Origin of the sequence: Enterobacter cloacae complex sp. IR5450 (assembly GCF_049238665.1) — a bacterium.
Taxonomy (GTDB): Bacteria; Pseudomonadota; Gammaproteobacteria; order Enterobacterales; family Enterobacteriaceae; genus Enterobacter; species Enterobacter hormaechei_C.
In genome coordinates this window covers 34,727-52,006 of sequence record NZ_JBMKIC010000011.1, presented here as the reverse complement: position 1 = coordinate 52,006, position 17,280 = coordinate 34,727, and the positions used below count along the sequence as shown (strand labels likewise).

Below are 17,280 nucleotides of genomic sequence, written 5' to 3'. Positions count from 1 at the left end.
ACTTATCCTCCGAACAGGCGTTTGAGGAAACCTTTCTTCTCTTCTTCAATGAAGCGGAAAGGACGTTCTTCTCCCAGCAGACGGTCAACGGTATCCGCATACGCTTTACCCGCGTCTGCCTGTGTATCCAGGATCACGGGCTCGCCCTGGTTAGAGGCGCGCAACACGGACTGATCTTCCGGGATCACGCCAACCAGTTTGATGCGCAGGATCTCCAGCACGTCTTCCATGCTCAGCATGTCACCTTTGTTCACCCGGCCCGGGTTGTAGCGGGTCAGCAGCAGGTGCTCTTTGATTGGCTCCTGGCCATTTTCCGCGCGACGGGATTTCGAGGCCAGAATGCCGAGAATACGGTCGGAATCACGTACTGACGAGACCTCCGGGTTGGTGGTGATGATGGCTTCATCCGCGAAGTAGAGCGCCATCAGCGCGCCGGTTTCGATACCGGCCGGGGAGTCGCAGACCACAAAGTCGAACTCCATCTTTTTCAGATCGTCGAGCACCTTTTCCACGCCTTCGCGGGTCAGGGCGTCTTTATCACGGGTCTGGGACGCCGGAAGAATGTAGAGGTTCTCGGTACGCTTATCTTTAATCAGCGCCTGGTTAAGGGTGGCATCGCCCTGAATGACGTTCACGAAGTCATACACCACGCGACGCTCGCAACCCATGATCAGGTCCAGGTTACGCAGACCGATATCGAAGTCGATTACGACGGTTTTCTTTCCCTTCTGGGCCAAACCAGTAGCGATGGCCGCGCTGGAGGTGGTCTTGCCAACGCCTCCTTTACCCGAAGTCACAACAATAATGCGTGCCATAGAAATTCCTTGTTAAAAGGGATCAATTTAACGGTTGAACGGTCAAAGCGTTATCTGCCAGTTGCAGACGGGCCGCTTTGCCATAAAATTCGGCTGGGATTTTATCGCTCAGCCAATATTCACCTGCGATAGACACCAGTTCTGCCGTCAGGTGAGTACAAAAAATTTGTGCTTCTCGATCGCCGCTGGCGCCCGCAAGCGCACGTCCACGCATCATACCGTAAACGTGAATATTGCCATCTGCAATCAGTTCAGCGCCCGCACTGACGTGGCTTGTAACAATCAGATCACAGTTTGGCGCATAAATGCGCTGACCGGAACGAACCGGCAGATCAATCAATCGCGTTTTTGTGACTGGGGCTACATTTTGCGCCGGAGGCGGGGGAGCGGGAACGGTTGCAGGCGTTGCACGTGGGGCTTTTTCTTTGCCCTCGTTTAACAAGGGCAAACCCGCGCGTTCAATTTCGGCTTTTAACTCTGCGTCTTTGCAGCCGCTAATGCCCACGATGCGCAACCCCGTGGAGGCGACGGCCTGCTGGAGCCGCTTCCAGTTAACCGGCCCCTCAAGGTCGCTTACATTGACGACGACAGGAGCATGCTTAAGAAAAGCGGGAGCCTGCGCGATTTTGTCTTCTAACGCCTGACGAATAACCTCGGGTTTTGCATCATGCAAATGAACCACTGATAAGGTGAAGCTACTGCCTTTAAGCTCGATGGGCGTATTTGACATCCTGGCCTTACTCAATTTGCTATTAACCGCAACACATCGCCGCGATATTCCGAAGAGTATCAGGCATGTTATAGTCAGGAGTATATTGAGGCAAGCAACCACCCGTTAATTCAGAGTAAAAACATGTTTTGTGTGATCTACAGAAGTACCAGCCGCGACCAGACCTACCTTTATGTCGAAAAGAAAGACGATTTTTCCCGCGTGCCTGAAGAATTAATGAAAAGCTTTGGCCGACCGCAGCTGGCGATGCTGCTGCCGCTGGACGGCCATAAGAAGCTGGTGAACGCCGATCTGGAGAAAGTCAAAAAGGCGTTAACCGAGCAGGGCTATTATTTACAGCTTCCGCCGCCACCGGAGAATTTATTAAAACAGCATCTTGAGGTGAGCGGAAAGAAATAAGCCCGGGTCCTTCCGGGAACAACTCATCAACCGATTAGGGGTCGACCATGTATCAACATCATAACTGGCAAGGTGCATTACTGGATTATCCCGTCAGCAAAGTGGTCTGCGTGGGCAGCAACTATGCAAAACATATTCAGGAGATGGGCAGCGCCGTGCCGGAAGAGCCGGTTCTGTTTATTAAGCCAGAAACCGCACTGTGCGATATTCGCCAGCCGCTGGTTCTGCCGCAGGGACTGGGCTCGGTGCATCATGAAGTGGAGCTGGCGGTGCTGATCGGCGCGACGCTGCGCCAGGCGACCGAAGAGCATGTAGAGAAAGCGATTGCGGGTTACGGTGTCGCGCTTGACCTGACGCTGCGTGATGTTCAGGGCAAAATGAAGAAAGCGGGGCAGCCGTGGGAAAAAGCGAAGGGTTTTGATAATTCATGCCCGATTTCCGGTTTCATTCCGGTGAGTGAATTTACCGACGATCCGCAGAACACGCCGCTCAGCCTGAAGGTCAACGGCGAGATCCGCCAGCAGGGAACGACCGCTGACATGATCCATAAGATCGTTCCGCTGATTGCCTACATGAGCCGCTTCTTCACCCTGAAACCTGGCGACGTGATCCTCACCGGCACTCCGGAAGGTGTGGGGCCGCTGCTTAGCGGCGACGAACTGGATGTCAGTTTTAACGGCCTGTCGCTGAAAACCCGCGTGCTGTAAAAGCACCTTGCCGCCTGAAAAGGGCGGCAAAACTTGCATCAACGTGCCAGACTCGTTATAAGGTGCGCTCTATTTTGACGTGTGGACATCCCGATGAACGACATTCCTTTCTGGCAAAGCAAAACTCTCGACGACATGACCGACGCGGAGTGGGAATCGTTGTGTGACGGCTGCGGGCAGTGCTGCCTGCATAAGCTGATGGATGAAGATTCGGACGAGATCTATTTCACCAACGTAGCCTGCAAGCAGTTAAACATCAAAACCTGTCAGTGCCGCAACTATGAGCGCCGTTTCGAATATGAGCCGGACTGCATCAAGTTAACCCGTGAAAATCTACCGACCTTTGAGTGGCTGCCGCATACCTGCGCGTATCGCCTGCTGGCGGAAGGGAAAGATCTGCCCACATGGCATCCGCTGTTGACGGGGTCGAAAGCGGCGATGCACGGCGAACGTATTTCCGTGCGCCACATTGCGGTGAAAGAGTCCGAGGTGCGGGACTGGGAAGACCACATTATGAATCACCCTAATCGGTGATAATAAAAAACCCGCCGAGGCGGGTTTTTTATTGTTCACAATTGTGTCGAGTGGCGCTGCGCTTACCCGACCTGCAAAACTGACGTTGCCGTTCTGCTTTTACCTTCCAAAAAGATCGCGTTTCTTTGGTTTGAACGGCTGGGCAATCAGCACCAGCAGCGCCACCACAAAGTAGGCGACAAAAATGCCCACCAGCCACTGCGGCATCTCGAGCGTCAGGAATTCCCACTGGCGTACAGAGCAGTCACCGGAGGCCACAAACACCTGCGGCAGCCATTTATCCAGCGGCAGCCAGCTCGGGAAGCGGGCGGCAAAATCGCAGGTCATAAACGGCGACGGGTGAAGCTGCATTTGGGTGTGCTCCCAGGCAAGCGCAATGCCTTTCCCGGCGCTGTACAGCCAGATGGCAATTGCCGCATAGCGTAACGGTGATTTGGGTGCAATCGCACCTACCAGACCCGCGCCCATAATGCCGAACAGCGCACAACGCTCATAAATACACAGTACGCAAGGTTTCAGCCCCATCACATGCTGAAACCACAGCGCGACCATTTCCAGCGCAAAGGCGGTCAGGGCCATCAACAACCACGCTCCGCGACCGCGTGAGCACTGGTTCAAAAATCGCAACATAATCATTTCCCTGGAACATGCTTAGACAGCGCAGTGTAAACGAATTTTAATGCGCCGCAAGTATACCTGCTTGCAATAACCATTGCGTACAGGGAACGAGAGTAATTTTGATGCACAGTAAACCAACCAGGGTAAGCACCAGCGTATACGGCAGCGCCATCCAGACCATTCTTCCATAAGAAAGTCGTATGAGTGGCGCCAGTGCCGAGGTCAGAAGGAAGAGGAATGCCGCCTGACCGTTCGGGGTTGCCACGGAGGGGAGGTTGGTTCCGGTGTTGATCGCCACCGCCAGCAGCTCGAACTGTTCACTGCTGACAATCCCTTGCTCCATCGCGGCTTTGGCCTCATTGATGTATACCGTCCCGACAAAGACGTTATCGGATATAGAGGACAACAGACCGTTAAACAAATAGAACAGCGTTAGCTGCGAATCTGGCGTAGCCTGAAGCACAAACGCGATGATCGGCGCGAACAGATGTTGGTCAATAATCACCGCCACGACGGCAAAAAACACCGCCAGCAGGGCGGTAAACGGCAGCGCTTCGGTAAAGGCTTTTCCGATAGCATGTTCGTCCGTAACGCCGCCCAGGCTGGTTGCAAGGATAATTACCGACAGGCCAATCAGCCCCACCTCGGCAAGGTGGAAGGCCAGCGCAGCGATAAGCCACACGCCGATGAAGCCCTGTGCAATCAGGCGCAGCGTCTCCTGGCGCGTGCGTTGTTTGCGGCTCTGCTCGTCAAACTTATGCAGCTCCTGGCGGACCTGATCGGGCAACGTCGCGCCATACCCAAAGAGGTTGAATTTTTCGACCAGCACACAGGTGGCTAACCCGCAGACCAGCACGGGTACGCTGACCGGCGCCATGCGCAGGAAAAATTCGCCAAAATGCCACTCAGCTGCTTTGGCGATAATCAGGTTTTGCGGCTCCCCGACCATGGTCATCACGCCGCCCAGCGCCGTCCCCACGCCCGCATGCATCATCAGGCTGCGCAGAAATGCGCGGAACTGTTCCAGCACATCGCGGTTGTGCGCCTCAACGTGGCTGTCGTCCTGCAAGTTATCGCCAGGACGAGACGAGGCCACCCGGTGGTAAATCCCGTAAAAGCCGACGGCGACGCTGATCACTACCGCCACGACCGTCAGCGCATCCAGGAAGGCAGAGAGGAAGGCTGCGGCAAGGCAAAACGCCAGCGAGAGCAGCGTTTTCGACGGAATGCTCAGCAGCAAACGGGTGAAGATAAACAGCAGAAGCTGCTTCATAAAGTAGATCCCCGCCACCATGAAGATCAGCAGCAGCAGGACTTCAAGATTCGACGCTATCTCGTTTTTAACATGCTCCGCGCTGGTCATTCCAATGACCACAGCTTCCAGCGCCAGCAGCCCGCCGGGCAACAGCGGATAGCACTTCAGCGCCATCGCCAGGGTAAAGATAAACTCGGCGACCAACATCCACCCGGCAACGAAGGGATCCAGCAAAAAGATAACGGGATTAACGACCAGGAATACCAGTAAAGTGAGTTTGTACCAGTCAGGTGACTGACCTAAAAAGTTGCGCCACAGCGCGCGCCCAAATGAAATTTCCACGACAGACGTCCTTTCCCCGTCAAATAAGACAAGACATCAGTATACGCAAAAATGGCGGCAGAGCGGGGGATTAAGCCATTTGTAAATTTCATAAAAATGAAACGGCGATCCCTCTTTTCTGTCTCTGCTGCGCTATCTGCCTCTGCACGCCTCTGGTATGATGAGTGTAATTTGCTAAAGCTGTGTAATGGAAATCTCACTATGGTCATTAAGGCGCAGAGCCCGGCGGGTTTCGCGGAAGAGTACATCATTGAAAGCATCTGGAATAATCGTTTCCCTGCGGGATCAATTCTACCTGCTGAACGCGAACTCTCTGAACTGATTGGCGTCACCCGTACCACGCTGCGAGAAGTGCTCCAGCGTCTGGCGCGCGATGGCTGGTTGACGATACAGCATGGCAAACCCACTAAAGTGAATAACTTCTGGGAAACGTCCGGGCTGAACATTCTTGAAACGCTGGCGCGTCTCGATCACGAAAGTGTACCGCAGCTGATTGATAATCTGCTTTCCGTGCGCACCAACATCGCCACCATTTTCATCCGCACCGCGTTTCGCCAGCACCCTGAAGATGCGCTGAAGGTACTTGCTACCGCCAATGAGGTGGAAGACCACGCGGATGCCTTTGCGACCCTGGATTACAACGTGTTCCGTGGTCTGGCGTTTGCTTCCGGCAATCCGGTTTACGGTCTGATCCTTAATGGGATGAAAGGGTTATATACGCGCATTGGTCGTCACTACTTTGCTAACCCTGAAGCCCGCAGTCTGGCGCTCGGCTTCTATCATAAACTGAGCAAACTCTGCACCGAAGGGCTGCACGATCAGGTCTATGAAACCGTGCGTCGTTACGGCCACGACTCCGGTGAAATCTGGCACCGGATGCAGAAAACGCTGCCGGGTGATTTAGCGATTCAGGGCCGGTAAAAGAAAAAACCTCTCGATTGAGAGGTTTTTTTTCGCCGGGTGGCGGCTTCGCCTGACCCGGCCTACAGGTCCCGTAGGCCCGGTAAGCGTAGCGCCACCGGGCAAAAAATCCCACTACAGCGTATTCAACCGCACCGGACACCGCTCCAGCAGCTCCACGCTGCCATCTTCGTTCTGCTGCTCCAGCAAGACGTCAAATCCCCACAGGCGATGCACATGCTTCAGCACTTCCTTACGCCCCTTATCCAGCGGCGCGCGGTTGTGCGGAATATAGCGCAACGTCAGAGAGCGATCGCCGCGCAGATCCACGTTCCAGACCTGAATGTTCGGCTCAAGATTACTCAGATTGTACTGGGACGACAGGCGCGAGCGGATCTCGCGATAGCCCTCTTCGTTGTGGATCGCGGAGATCTCCAGGAAGTTGTTGCGGTCATCATCCAGTACGGTGAAGAAGCGGAAATCACGCATGATCTTCGGCGACATGAACTGGCTGATAAAGCTCTCATCCTTAAAATCACGCATCGCGAAGTGCAGCGTTTCCAGCCAGTCGGAACCGGCAATATCCGGGAACCAGTATTTGTCCTCTTCGGTGGGCGACTGACAAATACGCTTGATATCCTGGAACATGGCAAAGCCGAGCGCGTACGGGTTAATACCGCTGTACCACGGGCTGTTATATGCCGGCTGGAACACCACGTTGGTGTGGCTGTGCAGGAACTCCATCATAAACCGTTCAGAGACTTTTCCCTCGTCATACAGGTGGTTCAGAATGGTGTAGTGCCAGAAGGTCGCCCAGCCTTCGTTCATGACCTGGGTCTGCTTCTGCGGATAGAAATACTGGCTCACCTTGCGCACGATGCGCAGGATCTCACGCTGCCAGGGCTCCAGCAGTGGGGCGTTTTTCTCCATAAAGTAGAGCAGGTTTTCCTGCGGCTCGGAAGGGTAGCGACGCGCCTCGGCGACGGTTTTCTCCTCTTCACGTTTTGGCAGGGTGCGCCACAGCATATTCACCTGGCTTTGCAGATACTCCTCGCGGCTTTTCTGCCGGGCTTTCTCCTCCTGCAAGGAGATCTTCTGCGGACGCTTATAGCGGTCAACGCCGTAGTTCATCAGCGCGTGGCAGGAGTCCAGCAGTTTCTCCACTTCGTCCACGCCGTAGCGCTCTTCGCAGTCGGTAATGTAGTTACGGGCGAAGATGAGGTAATCAACGATGGAGCTGGCGTCCGTCCAGCTGCGGAACAGATAGTTATTTTTGAAGAACGAGTTATGTCCATAGCAGGCGTGCGCCATCACCAGCGCCTGCATGGTAATGGTGTTCTCCTCCATCAGATAGGCAATACACGGGTTAGAGTTAATGACGATTTCATACGCCAATCCCTGCTGCCCGTGCTTATACAGCCGCTCTGTCTCAATGAATTTTTTACCAAACGACCAGTGCGGATAGTTAATCGGCATCCCGACGCTGGAGTAAGCGTCCATCATCTGTTCCGAGGTGATGACTTCAATCTGATGGGGGTAGGTATCCAGACGATAGAGTTTGGCCACCCGGTCGATCTCCGCCAGGTAGACATCCAGCAACTCGAAGGTCCAGTCGGGTCCATCGCTCAGACGGGTGCTGTCCCTGGACATGGAATCTAGTGTAGCCATTAGCGCGCCCTCGTTGTTGGTCGCTCTCTCTGACTGGAGAGCCTCCTTTCAAGCATAGATCACCCCATTCAAATACGCGGGGCGCAGAAATTTTTTCTTTGCGATTTCACGTTTTCGATACGGCAAAAAAAGCGGTGCTCACAGAATTTTCTACTGGTTAAAAATAACGCGCAGCAGGAGATCCCAAATAAGCGCTATCCCCTGATACAGCGGGATATGTGAGTTGAGTCACCATAAAAAAGTCATATGTTGAATAATATTTTCAACTAGGTTATCAATCTGTAATTAGATGATTGTTCTTTTGCTCATAATGGAGTGGCTATGCGTGTTGTCATACTGGGAAGTGGTGTCGTTGGCGTAACCAGCGCCTGGTATTTAAGTCAGGCGGGACATGAGGTTACCGTTATCGATCGCGAATCCGGTCCGGCGCTGGAAACCAGTGCGGCGAATGCGGGGCAAATCTCCCCGGGCTACGCTGCGCCGTGGGCGGCCCCGGGCGTTCCGCTGAAGGCGATCAAATGGATGTTTCAGCGACATGCGCCGCTGGCGATCAGCCTCGACGGCACGCAGTTCCAGCTTAAGTGGATGTGGCAGATGCTGCGCAACTGCGACACCCGCCACTATATGGAAAACAAAGGGCGCATGGTGCGTCTGGCGGAATACAGCCGCGACTGCCTGAAGGCGCTGCGTGCCTCAACGGGCATTGAATATGAAGGACGCCAGGGCGGCACGCTTCAGCTGTTCCGTACCGCGCAACAGTACGAAAACGCGACCCGCGATATCGCCGTGCTTGAAGATGCGGGCGTACCGTATCAGCTGCTGGAAGCCAGCCAGCTGGCGCAGGTGGAGCCAGCGCTTGCCGAGGTCGCGCACAAGCTGACGGGCGGTCTGCGTTTACCGAACGATGAAACCGGCGACTGCCAGCTTTTCATCCAGCGTCTGGCGCGCATGTGTGAGCAGGCCGGGGTGAAATTCCGCTTCAATACTTCTGTCGACAAACTGCTGTCGGAAGGGGAGAAGATTTACGGCGTGAAGTGTGGGGAAGAGGTAATCAAAGCCGATGCCTACGTGATGGCGTTTGGCTCCTACTCAACCGCGATGCTGAAAGGGATCCTGGATATCCCGGTCTATCCGCTGAAAGGCTACTCCCTGACCATTCCTGTGAAAGAGGACAGCGGTGCGCCGGTCTCGACCATTCTTGATGAAACCTACAAAATCGCCATCACCCGCTTCGATAACCGGATCCGCGTCGGCGGCATGGCGGAAATCGTGGGCTTTAATACTGAGCTGCTTAAACCGCGTCGTGAAACGCTGGAGATGGTCGTGGGCGATCTCTTCCCGCGCGGCGGCTTCATTGAGCAGGCGACGTTCTGGACCGGCCTGCGCCCAATGACCCCGGACGGCACGCCGATTGTGGGCCGTACGCCATACAAAAATCTGTGGACCAACACCGGCCACGGCACGCTTGGCTGGACCATGGCCTGCGGTTCGGGCCAGCTGCTGAGCGACCTGATCTCCGGGCGGACGCCGGCAATTCCGTTTGACGATTTGAGCGCCGCACGCTATCAATCAGGGTTTACCCCATCGCGTCCACAACACCTGCACGGCGCGCATAATTAAGGAGTCGCAATGTCCCGTCCTATTCTGGCCCAGCTGGATTTGCAGGCGCTGAAGGATAACCTGCAAATTGTTCGCCGTGCTGCGTCGGGTTCTCGTGTCTGGTCGGTGGTGAAAGCCAACGCCTACGGTCATGGTATCGACCGTATCTGGAGTGCGCTCGGCGCCACCGATGGTTTTGCCCTGCTGAATCTGGAAGAGGCCATCCTGCTGCGCGAGCGCGGCTGGAAAGGACCGATCCTGCTGCTGGAAGGATTCTTCCATGCGCAGGATCTGCCTCTGCTGGATAAGTACCGCCTGACGACCAGCGTTCATAGTAACTGGCAGATCAAGGCGATTCAGGACGCGAAGCTGCATGCCCCGCTGGATATCTATCTCAAAGTGAACAGCGGGATGAACCGTCTGGGCTTTCAGCCTGAACGGGTGCACACGGTCTGGCAGCAGCTTCGTGCGCTGAAAAACGTCGGTGAGATGACGCTGATGGCGCATTTCGCCGATGCGGAAAAGCCGGACGGAATTGCCGATGCCATAGTCCGCATTGAGCAGGCGGCAGAAGGGCTGGACTGTCCGCGCTCGCTGTCGAACTCAGCGGCAACGCTCTGGCATCCTGAAGCGCACTACAACTGGGTGCGTCCGGGGATCGTTCTGTACGGCGCGTCACCCTCAGGTCAGTGGCAGGATATCGCCAACAGCGGCCTGAAGCCGGTGATGACGTTACGAAGCGAGATTATCGGCGTGCAGACGTTAAAAGCGGGCGATACGGTGGGCTATGGCAGCCGTTATCGGGCAGCGGGCGAACAGCGTATCGGTATCGTGGCGGGGGGCTATGCAGATGGTTATCCGCGCATCGCCCCGAGCGGCACGCCGGTGTGGGTCGATGGCGTGCGCACCGGCACGGTAGGCACCGTCTCAATGGACATGCTGGCCATTGATTTAACGCCGTGTCCCCAGGCGGGGATCGGGTCACCGGTTGAGCTGTGGGGCAACGAAGTTAAAATTGATGATGTGGCCGCTGCGGCGGGCACCGTTGGGTATGAGCTGATGTGCGCGCTGGCACCCAGAGTGCCTGTTGTGACGGTGTAACTTGTGTATGTGCCGGGTGGCGGCTTCGCCTTACCCGGCCTACAAAAGCCCGAAAGTAGGTCGGGTAAGCGTTAGCGCCACCCGGCAAAAAAGCAGCTACTCCGCCTCTTCCTCCATCGGCCTTACGCCGACTTTGCGCACCGCATTATCTTCTTTCTCGGCTACCGTCCAGATCATCCCGGCAAACTCCACCTGGTCACCGACGACCGGCGCAGCCCCTAATAATTGCTGAATAATTTCACCCAGTGTTTGCTGGTTATCGCGATTCTCCAGTCCACCTTCCAGGCCATAAATCAGCGCCACATCCGCAAAGCGGGCGCTGGCTTCGAGGATAAAATCGCCGAAGAAACGCTGATCCAGCGCCACCGGGGGCGACTGGCTGAACAGCTTGCCGAGGGCAGGCAGGTCGCGCTCGCGGCCAATCACGCAGAGAATATCGTTCTCACGCAGCCGCGTGCTGCCGGTCGGGTGAAGCAGGGCGTTATCCCGGAACAGGGCGGCAATGCGCGTTTCAGCGGGCATATGCAGATCGCGCAGGGACGCGCCCACGCACCACTTATCGGCGCTTAGCTGGTAGACAAACTGTTCCCAGGGATTCTCAGGGTGAATATCCAGCCCCACGCGGGAGACCGGCCAGCCAATGGGCGGTACCACCACTTTGGCTTTTTTCGCCGCCCAGCCCAGCGACGTCCCCTGGAACAGCAGCGACACCAGCACCACGAAGAAGGCGACGTTAAAGAACAGGCGGGCGTTGTCCAGCCCGGCCATCATCGGGAACACTGCCAGAATAATCGGCACCGCGCCGCGCAAACCCACCCAACTGATAAATATCCGCTCACGCAGGTTAAATCCGCGGAACGGTAGCAGCCCGGCAAACACCGACAGCGGACGGGCGAAGAAGATCATCCAGGCCGACAAAAGCAGCGCCGGTACGGCGATAGGCAGCAGGTCCGACGGCGTCACCAGCAGGCCCAGCACCAGGAACATGGCAATCTGCGCCAGCCAGGCCAGACCGTCGAAGTTCTGCAAAATGGCGTGACGGTTGCGAATCGGTCGGTTGCCCAACAGGAAACCGCAAAGGTAAACCGCCAGAATACCGCTGCCGTCCAGCGCGGTGGTGACGGCAAATATCAGGATCCCGCCGCTCAGGGCCAGCAGCGGGTAAAGGCCGGAAGGCAGCGTAATACGGTTGATCGTCTGCTGTAACAGGTAACCGCCGCCGAGACCAATGATAATCCCCAGGCCAAACTGCTGGAGGATGTGCCAGGCGAACATCCAGCTCAGGCCGGTTTCGTGCTGCTGGATCATCTCAATCAGAGTGATGGTCAGGAACACCGCCATCGGATCGTTACTGCCGGATTCAATCTCCAGCGTGGAGCCAACACGTTCGTTCAGCCCCTTGCCGCCGAGCAGCGAGAAAACCGCTGCCGCATCGGTCGAGCCGACAATCGCGCCAATCAGCAGGCCTTCCATAATATCGAGGTTAAACAGCCAGGCCGCCATCATACCGGTCAGGCCAGAGGTGATCAGCACCCCGACGGTCGCCAGAGACAGCGCCGGGCCTAAGGCCACGCGGAACGAACTTGCCTGGGTGCGCATACCGCCGTCCAGCAGGATGACCGCCAGCGCGAGGTTACTCACCATATAGGCGAAAGGGTAATTATCGAAGGGGATACCGCCGATTCCGTCGACTCCCGCCAGCATGCCGATAGCTAGGAAAATGACAAGAATAGGTATGCCAAGGCGCGATGAAAATGAACTTAATAAAATGCTGAAGGTTACCAGGATGGAACCCAGAATGAAAAGACTGATTATCGCTGTGGCACCCAATGTCGTCTTACTCCCACCTCAATGTGAACGCTGTTATTAAAACCCTAACATATTAACAACGGTAACTGCGTATTATTGAGGGGGAATAACGGCTTTTTTATGCCTTTAAGACCGGATGACCGCTGATGGTTAACCGACTGCCTGAATTATCGTGTACAAGGTGCGCCCGGGCGCCCAGCGGCAGCGTAACGGTTTGCTGCTCATGGCCGAAATCCAGTCCGGCGATCATCGGGATATCCAGGCGGGAACGAATGAAATCAATCATCGTCTCCAGGGAATAGCCCGCATCGTAATCGTTGGGGGCTGAACCGCTAAAACTGCCCAGCACAATGGCCGACTGCCGATCCAGGATCCCGGCGTGATACAGCTGCAACAGCATGCGTTCGACACGGAACGGGTGTTCATTGATATCTTCCAGCACCAGTACGCCATCCGTGATCTGCGGCAACCACGGCGTACCAATTAGCGACACCATCATCGCGAGGTTGCCGCCCCACAGCTGTCCTTCACATTCCCAGTGCGGTCCATTGCCTTGCCACTCGATGGTGAACGTCGGGTTTTGCAGGGCGCGCCAGAAATGGTCCTGCGTAAACGCATCCAGCTCCGGCGCTCCAAAGTTACCGGCCAGCATCGGGCCGCTAAAGGTAATGACGTTATGCAACGCCAGCAGGCCGAGCTGGATCGCCGTGAAATCGCTGTGTCCGCAGATTAACAGCGGATCCTGCTGCTGGCGCGCGGCCAGCCCGGCCCAGTCGATGCTCTCCAGCAGCCGGCTTGCGCCATAGCCGCCGCGCACGGCCAGCACAATGGTGTTTTCACCTTCCAGCGTCGCCAGGCTGTTGATATCGCTCAGTCTCTGCGCCTCCGTACCGGCAAAACGCTGCATGCGGCGGGGGATAATTGTCTGATTTTCTACCTGATGGCCCATTTCCAGCAGGCGTTGAACGCCCCGCTGTGCCGCCTCCTGATTGATGCAGTAGCCTGACGGTGCGATGAGATGAAACTGAGGCATGGCAATTCCTTGCTGAATGAGAATCTAATTGTCTATATCATGCCGCTTATACGCCGCCTGCTTCAAGGGGCGACGTACCGCGATGACCGGCTATAAGGATAGATGACGTGAAATTGAGATGGTTTGCTTTTTTGATTGTGCTGCTCGCTGGCTGTAGTTCAAAACATGATTATCAAAATCCCCCCTGGAACCCTGAAGTGCCGGTAAAGCGGGCCATGCAGTGGATGCCGATCAGCGAACAAGCCGGAAAGGCCTGGGGCGTGAGCCCGCGTCTGATCACGGCGATCATTGCCGTGGAGTCCGGCGGCAACCCGACGCTGGTGAGTAAATCGAATGCGGTGGGGCTGATGCAGTTAAAAGCCTCGACGGCGGGAAGAGAGGTCTATCGCTACATGGGCTGGAAGGGACAGCCATCCACCAGCGAGCTGAAAAACCCGGAGCGTAATATCTCTATGGGAACCGCTTACCTGAGCATTCTCGAGCATGGCATTCTGAAGGGGATTGACGATCCGGAAGTGATGCAATATGCACTGGTGGTGTCGTACGTTAACGGAGCCGGCGCGCTGCTCCGAACCTTCTCATCCGATCGCAAAGAGGCGATAGAAGAGATTAACGATATGGATAAAGATGAATTCTTCGAGCACGTTGTGAAGAATCATCCGTCAGCACAGGCTCCACGTTATATCTGGAAAGTCCAGAAAGCGATGGACGCCATGTAACGCCTTTGTCGGGCGGCAGCACGCTGCCCGACGCCTTTCAGCGCACTTTATTCGCGCGTTCCCGCGCTTCACGCTCCAGTGAGAAGATGATGCGCTGTAGTTCGCGTTCGGCGCCTGGCCCGACATTCAGAAAGCGAAAGCTCAGTCGCGGCGTGGTAATGGTTTCGTTTTTGCTGTCCACCACCTTGCGCTCGCTGATGGCAATCAGCTGGGCGTCAAACCAGAAGCGTCCCCATCCGCCCATATCCAGCTCAATCTGACTAAAACGCATACCTTCCACCAGCCCTTCCGGCTTCGGCGTATCCATTAACGCGCCCATCCCGCCCAGTGACAGGTCGAAGAGACGAAAGCGGATCTCTTTTTTGTCCGGCATTTTTGCCTTACAGAAATAGGCCGGGTGAAGCGGAGCGCTGATGCGAAAAAACTCCCGGCGTTGCACGAACCAGAGGTTAGCGGGCAGGGGAGCGATAAACGCAGGCAAATCCTGGTACGCGATCGCGGTCAGACGAGGCAGCACAAACTCGACTTTCGCCCCCTGCGTTTCGGCCATCACCGAGAGATTCTCTGCCTGTAGCGCGGCACGGTTTTCATCGCTCTGGCTACCCAGATCGACGATCAGGTGCTCTGCCGTCACGTCCAGGATCTTGCTGATAAACTGGCTGGTTGACCAGTTGATGCGCAGCGGCACCTCGCCTTTTTTCAGGTCGCGTAACACCCCTAATACAGCCAGCGGATTTTGTTTCAGGAACTGCTCACTGTAGCTACTCACGCCAGATGGCTCCTCGATAGATGACAGACTGTCTCTGGGTTATCGGCACGCGGGCATGAAACTTAATACAAACGATCTGTTTTTCTCCGCCGATATTGATTTGCTAATGGAAATGATAATAATTGCCGTTCCCAATACCATCTAATAACAAGACGACACTATGAGCACTTCACGTTTTGCGTTATGCGCGTTGGCAGGCGCCGTCACGCTGGCATTGCAAACACAGGCTTTCGCAGAAGAATCCACCATCGTGGTGACAGGCACAGAGCAGGGCAGCGCGCTTCCTGCCTGGACCAACAGCGCCACGAAATCAGCCGTCGCGGAAAGTAAAACGCCGCAGGTGATCAACACCATTGCCGCTAAAGAGATTGAGCAGCGGCACGCCAGTTCGGTAAACGAGATCCTGCGCTATGCGCCGGGCGTTTCCACGGAGGTGCGCGGGAGCACCTCTTACATGAGCGAGTACAAAATCCGCGGGTTCAACGTCGATCAGGAGTTCTACAACGGCCTGCAACTTCCCTATAACGTCACCGGGAACACCAAAGCGCGAATCGATCCGCTGCTGATTGAGAGCGTCGATATCCTGAAGGGGCCGTCATCCGTGCTGTATGGCGGCGGCTCACCGGGCGGGCTGGTCAATATTCAGAGTAAAAAGCCGCAGAAAGAGGCGAAAACGGAACTGGGCTTTAATACCGGAAACCGCAATCTGAAAGAGGGATACCTGGACTCTACGGGGCAGATCGCGAACAGCGACTGGAACTATCGCCTGCTGGGCAAAGCGACGGAAAGTGACGAACAGGCGCACACCACGCGCTATGAAAACTATCTGGTGGCCCCCTCCGTGACCTGGCAGCCTGATGACAAAACGCGCCTGACCATTGACGCGCTGGCGCAAAATACGCCGAGCCTGACGCCGTCTGATCCGATGCCGCTAAGCTATCTGCGGTCTAAATACGCCGATCGTCGTGACTATGCCGGGGATGAGTGGAGCGGCTTTAAGCAGCGCCAGTGGATGCTGGGATACAGCTTTGAGCATGAGTTTGACAGTGGCTGGGGCTTTAACCAGAAAGCGCGCTACTTTGACGTGGACACCCACCAGCGCAGCGCCTATTCCACCGGGACGGGCAGCGAGGTCTACCAGCTTAACCGCTTCGCCTATACCACGGATGAAGATTTGCAGAGCTTCAATATTGATAACCAGGTCACCCGAACCGTCGCGCTGGGGGACTGGAAACATCATCTGCTGGCGGGCTTTGACTACCAGAAGCTGAACTCTCACTTCCATTATCGTTACGCCTCATCCACACCGGGTATCGATATGCGTCATCCGGATCACTCGCAGATCGATAACGATGCGCTGGGGCTTGAAACCGCGCAGAAAAACCGTCTCAGCTATCAGCAGAATGGCTATTACCTCCAGGATCAGATTGCGTTTGGCGGGCTGAACATGCTGGCCAGCCTGCGCTATGACGACTACCGTTCCGTCACCACTAACTATCTGCAAAACGGTGACAAAGCCTGGGTATCGCAGGATCGCCTCACCAAACGACTGGGCGCGCTTTATGCCTTCGACAATGGACTCTCGCCGTTTATCAGTTATTCAGAAGGGTTCGCCCCAGTATCACCGCAGGGCACGCTGACCGCGAAAGACGTTAAGCCCACCACCAGCAAGCAGGAGGAGGGGGGGGTGAAATACCTGCTGGCGGAATACGCAACCACCTTCACCGCCTCGGTGTTTAACATTCGTCAGAAAAATGTGGTGACCAGCGATCCGGGCTTCCTCAACTATCGCCAGACCGGGGAAGTGGAATCGAAAGGCGCGGAGCTTTCCGCTATGAGTCGTCCAACGGATAACCTGACGCTGATTGCCAACTATGCCTACACCCACGCCATCAATACCGAAGATGACAAGTACCAGGGCAAACGACCGACGCAGGTCCCTGAGAACGCCTTTAATCTGTGGGGCGATTACACCTTCGACAGCACGCCGCTGAGAGGGGTAACGCTGGGGGGAGGCGCACGCTACACCGGGCCGATGGAGATCTCGCCAGCCAACGACGCAGGCAAGCTGGGCGGTACGACGCAGTACGATCTGGCGGCATCTTACCGCATGGGTGAACTGGCGCCATCGCTGGAGGGGCTGACGCTGAAAGCGAGCGCGCAGAACGTCACCAACAAAGAGACGCTCACCTGCTATGACGCGACCAACTGCTGGATAGGCCGCGACCGCACCTTCCAGGTCGGGGCGAGTTACAGCTTCTGAAAAAAGCCCGGTGGCGCTA

Annotated in this window: 15 protein-coding genes and 2 pseudogenes; 9 read left to right on the top strand and 8 right to left on the bottom strand. The window is 55.9% G+C overall.

The window, feature by feature from the left end:
* Positions 1–2 precede the first annotated feature (2 nt).
* Both minD and minC read right to left on the bottom strand, forming a co-directional pair.
* A complete protein-coding gene (gene minD / locus ACOTYB_RS11010) occupies positions 3–815 on the bottom strand; it encodes a septum site-determining protein MinD (protein ID WP_003859938.1) in 813 nt (270 codons plus the stop codon).
* Positions 816–837: 22 nt separating this feature from the next.
* Complete coding sequence (gene minC, locus ACOTYB_RS11005; protein WP_017384318.1) at positions 838–1,545, bottom strand: septum site-determining protein MinC; 708 nt, start codon at positions 1,543–1,545, stop codon at positions 838–840.
* Positions 1,546–1,668: 123 nt separating this feature from the next.
* On the opposite strand from minC, the gene ACOTYB_RS11000 reads away from it, so the two are divergent.
* The 3 genes from ACOTYB_RS11000 to ACOTYB_RS10990 all read left to right on the top strand — a co-directional run bounded on the left by ACOTYB_RS11000 (position 1,669) and on the right by ACOTYB_RS10990 (position 3,185).
* Positions 1,669–1,944: a YcgL domain-containing protein gene (locus ACOTYB_RS11000; protein WP_063401624.1), complete on the top strand. Its 276-nt coding sequence runs from the start codon at positions 1,669–1,671 to the stop codon at positions 1,942–1,944.
* A gap of 47 nt (positions 1,945–1,991) precedes the next feature.
* A complete protein-coding gene (locus ACOTYB_RS10995; protein WP_003859945.1) occupies positions 1,992–2,651 on the top strand; it encodes a fumarylacetoacetate hydrolase family protein in 660 nt (219 codons plus the stop codon).
* A gap of 93 nt (positions 2,652–2,744) precedes the next feature.
* Complete coding sequence (locus ACOTYB_RS10990) at positions 2,745–3,185, top strand: YcgN family cysteine cluster protein (protein WP_015570314.1); 441 nt, start codon at positions 2,745–2,747, stop codon at positions 3,183–3,185.
* A gap of 99 nt (positions 3,186–3,284) precedes the next feature.
* Here ACOTYB_RS10990 and dsbB read toward each other — a convergent pair whose 3' ends face one another.
* The gene (dsbB, locus tag ACOTYB_RS10985) at positions 3,285–3,815 is read right to left on the bottom strand and encodes a disulfide bond formation protein DsbB (protein WP_017693268.1); all 531 of its coding nucleotides are present in this window, start codon (positions 3,813–3,815) and stop codon (positions 3,285–3,287) included.
* Between the two features lie 46 nt (positions 3,816–3,861).
* Positions 3,862–5,400: a Na(+)/H(+) antiporter NhaB gene (gene nhaB, locus ACOTYB_RS10980; RefSeq protein WP_023314322.1), complete on the bottom strand. Its 1,539-nt coding sequence runs from the start codon at positions 5,398–5,400 to the stop codon at positions 3,862–3,864.
* A gap of 201 nt (positions 5,401–5,601) precedes the next feature.
* Here nhaB and fadR point away from each other — a divergent pair, with 201 nt between their 5' ends.
* Complete coding sequence (fadR, locus tag ACOTYB_RS10975) at positions 5,602–6,321, top strand: fatty acid metabolism transcriptional regulator FadR (protein WP_003859951.1); 720 nt, start codon at positions 5,602–5,604, stop codon at positions 6,319–6,321.
* 114 nt (positions 6,322–6,435) lie between these two features.
* Here the strand turns inward: fadR and ACOTYB_RS10970 are convergent, their stop codons facing one another.
* Positions 6,436–7,968 carry a SpoVR family protein gene (locus ACOTYB_RS10970; protein WP_220153141.1) on the bottom strand — a complete coding sequence of 511 codons (1,533 nt, stop codon included), beginning with the start codon at positions 7,966–7,968 and terminating at the stop codon, positions 6,436–6,438.
* A gap of 321 nt (positions 7,969–8,289) precedes the next feature.
* Here ACOTYB_RS10970 and ACOTYB_RS10965 point away from each other — a divergent pair, with 321 nt between their 5' ends.
* From ACOTYB_RS10965 to ACOTYB_RS10955, 3 genes and pseudogenes are all read left to right on the top strand, one after another.
* Positions 8,290–9,588 carry a D-amino acid dehydrogenase gene (locus ACOTYB_RS10965; protein ID WP_220153140.1) on the top strand — a complete coding sequence of 433 codons (1,299 nt, stop codon included), beginning with the start codon at positions 8,290–8,292 and terminating at the stop codon, positions 9,586–9,588.
* A 9-nt stretch (positions 9,589–9,597) separates the two neighbouring features.
* Positions 9,598–10,668 carry a catabolic alanine racemase DadX gene (dadX, locus tag ACOTYB_RS10960; RefSeq protein ID WP_220153139.1) on the top strand — a complete coding sequence of 357 codons (1,071 nt, stop codon included), beginning with the start codon at positions 9,598–9,600 and terminating at the stop codon, positions 10,666–10,668.
* 105 nt (positions 10,669–10,773) lie between these two features.
* Positions 10,774–10,878: pseudogene (locus tag ACOTYB_RS10955) on the top strand (hypothetical protein); the annotation flags it as partial.
* Here ACOTYB_RS10955 and ACOTYB_RS10950 read toward each other — a convergent pair.
* A pseudogene (locus tag ACOTYB_RS10950) lies at positions 10,831–12,498 on the bottom strand (potassium/proton antiporter); the annotation flags it as partial. The pseudogenes ACOTYB_RS10955 and ACOTYB_RS10950 sit on opposite strands and share 48 nt — an antisense overlap.
* Positions 12,499–12,595: 97 nt before the next feature.
* A complete protein-coding gene (gene ldcA / locus ACOTYB_RS10945) occupies positions 12,596–13,510 on the bottom strand; it encodes a muramoyltetrapeptide carboxypeptidase (RefSeq protein ID WP_409248894.1) in 915 nt (304 codons plus the stop codon).
* 107 nt (positions 13,511–13,617) lie between these two features.
* Between ldcA and emtA the strand changes: the two genes are divergently transcribed.
* The gene (gene emtA, locus ACOTYB_RS10940; RefSeq protein WP_017384310.1) at positions 13,618–14,229 is read left to right on the top strand and encodes a membrane-bound lytic murein transglycosylase EmtA; all 612 of its coding nucleotides are present in this window, start codon (positions 13,618–13,620) and stop codon (positions 14,227–14,229) included.
* A gap of 37 nt (positions 14,230–14,266) precedes the next feature.
* Here the strand turns inward: emtA and ycgR are convergent, their stop codons facing one another.
* The gene (ycgR, locus tag ACOTYB_RS10935; protein WP_058652332.1) at positions 14,267–14,998 is read right to left on the bottom strand and encodes a flagellar brake protein YcgR; all 732 of its coding nucleotides are present in this window, start codon (positions 14,996–14,998) and stop codon (positions 14,267–14,269) included.
* Positions 14,999–15,158: 160 nt separating this feature from the next.
* Here ycgR and ACOTYB_RS10930 point away from each other — a divergent pair, with 160 nt between their 5' ends.
* Positions 15,159–17,261 carry a TonB-dependent siderophore receptor gene (locus ACOTYB_RS10930; RefSeq protein WP_220153137.1) on the top strand — a complete coding sequence of 701 codons (2,103 nt, stop codon included), beginning with the start codon at positions 15,159–15,161 and terminating at the stop codon, positions 17,259–17,261.
* Positions 17,262–17,280 lie beyond the last annotated feature (19 nt).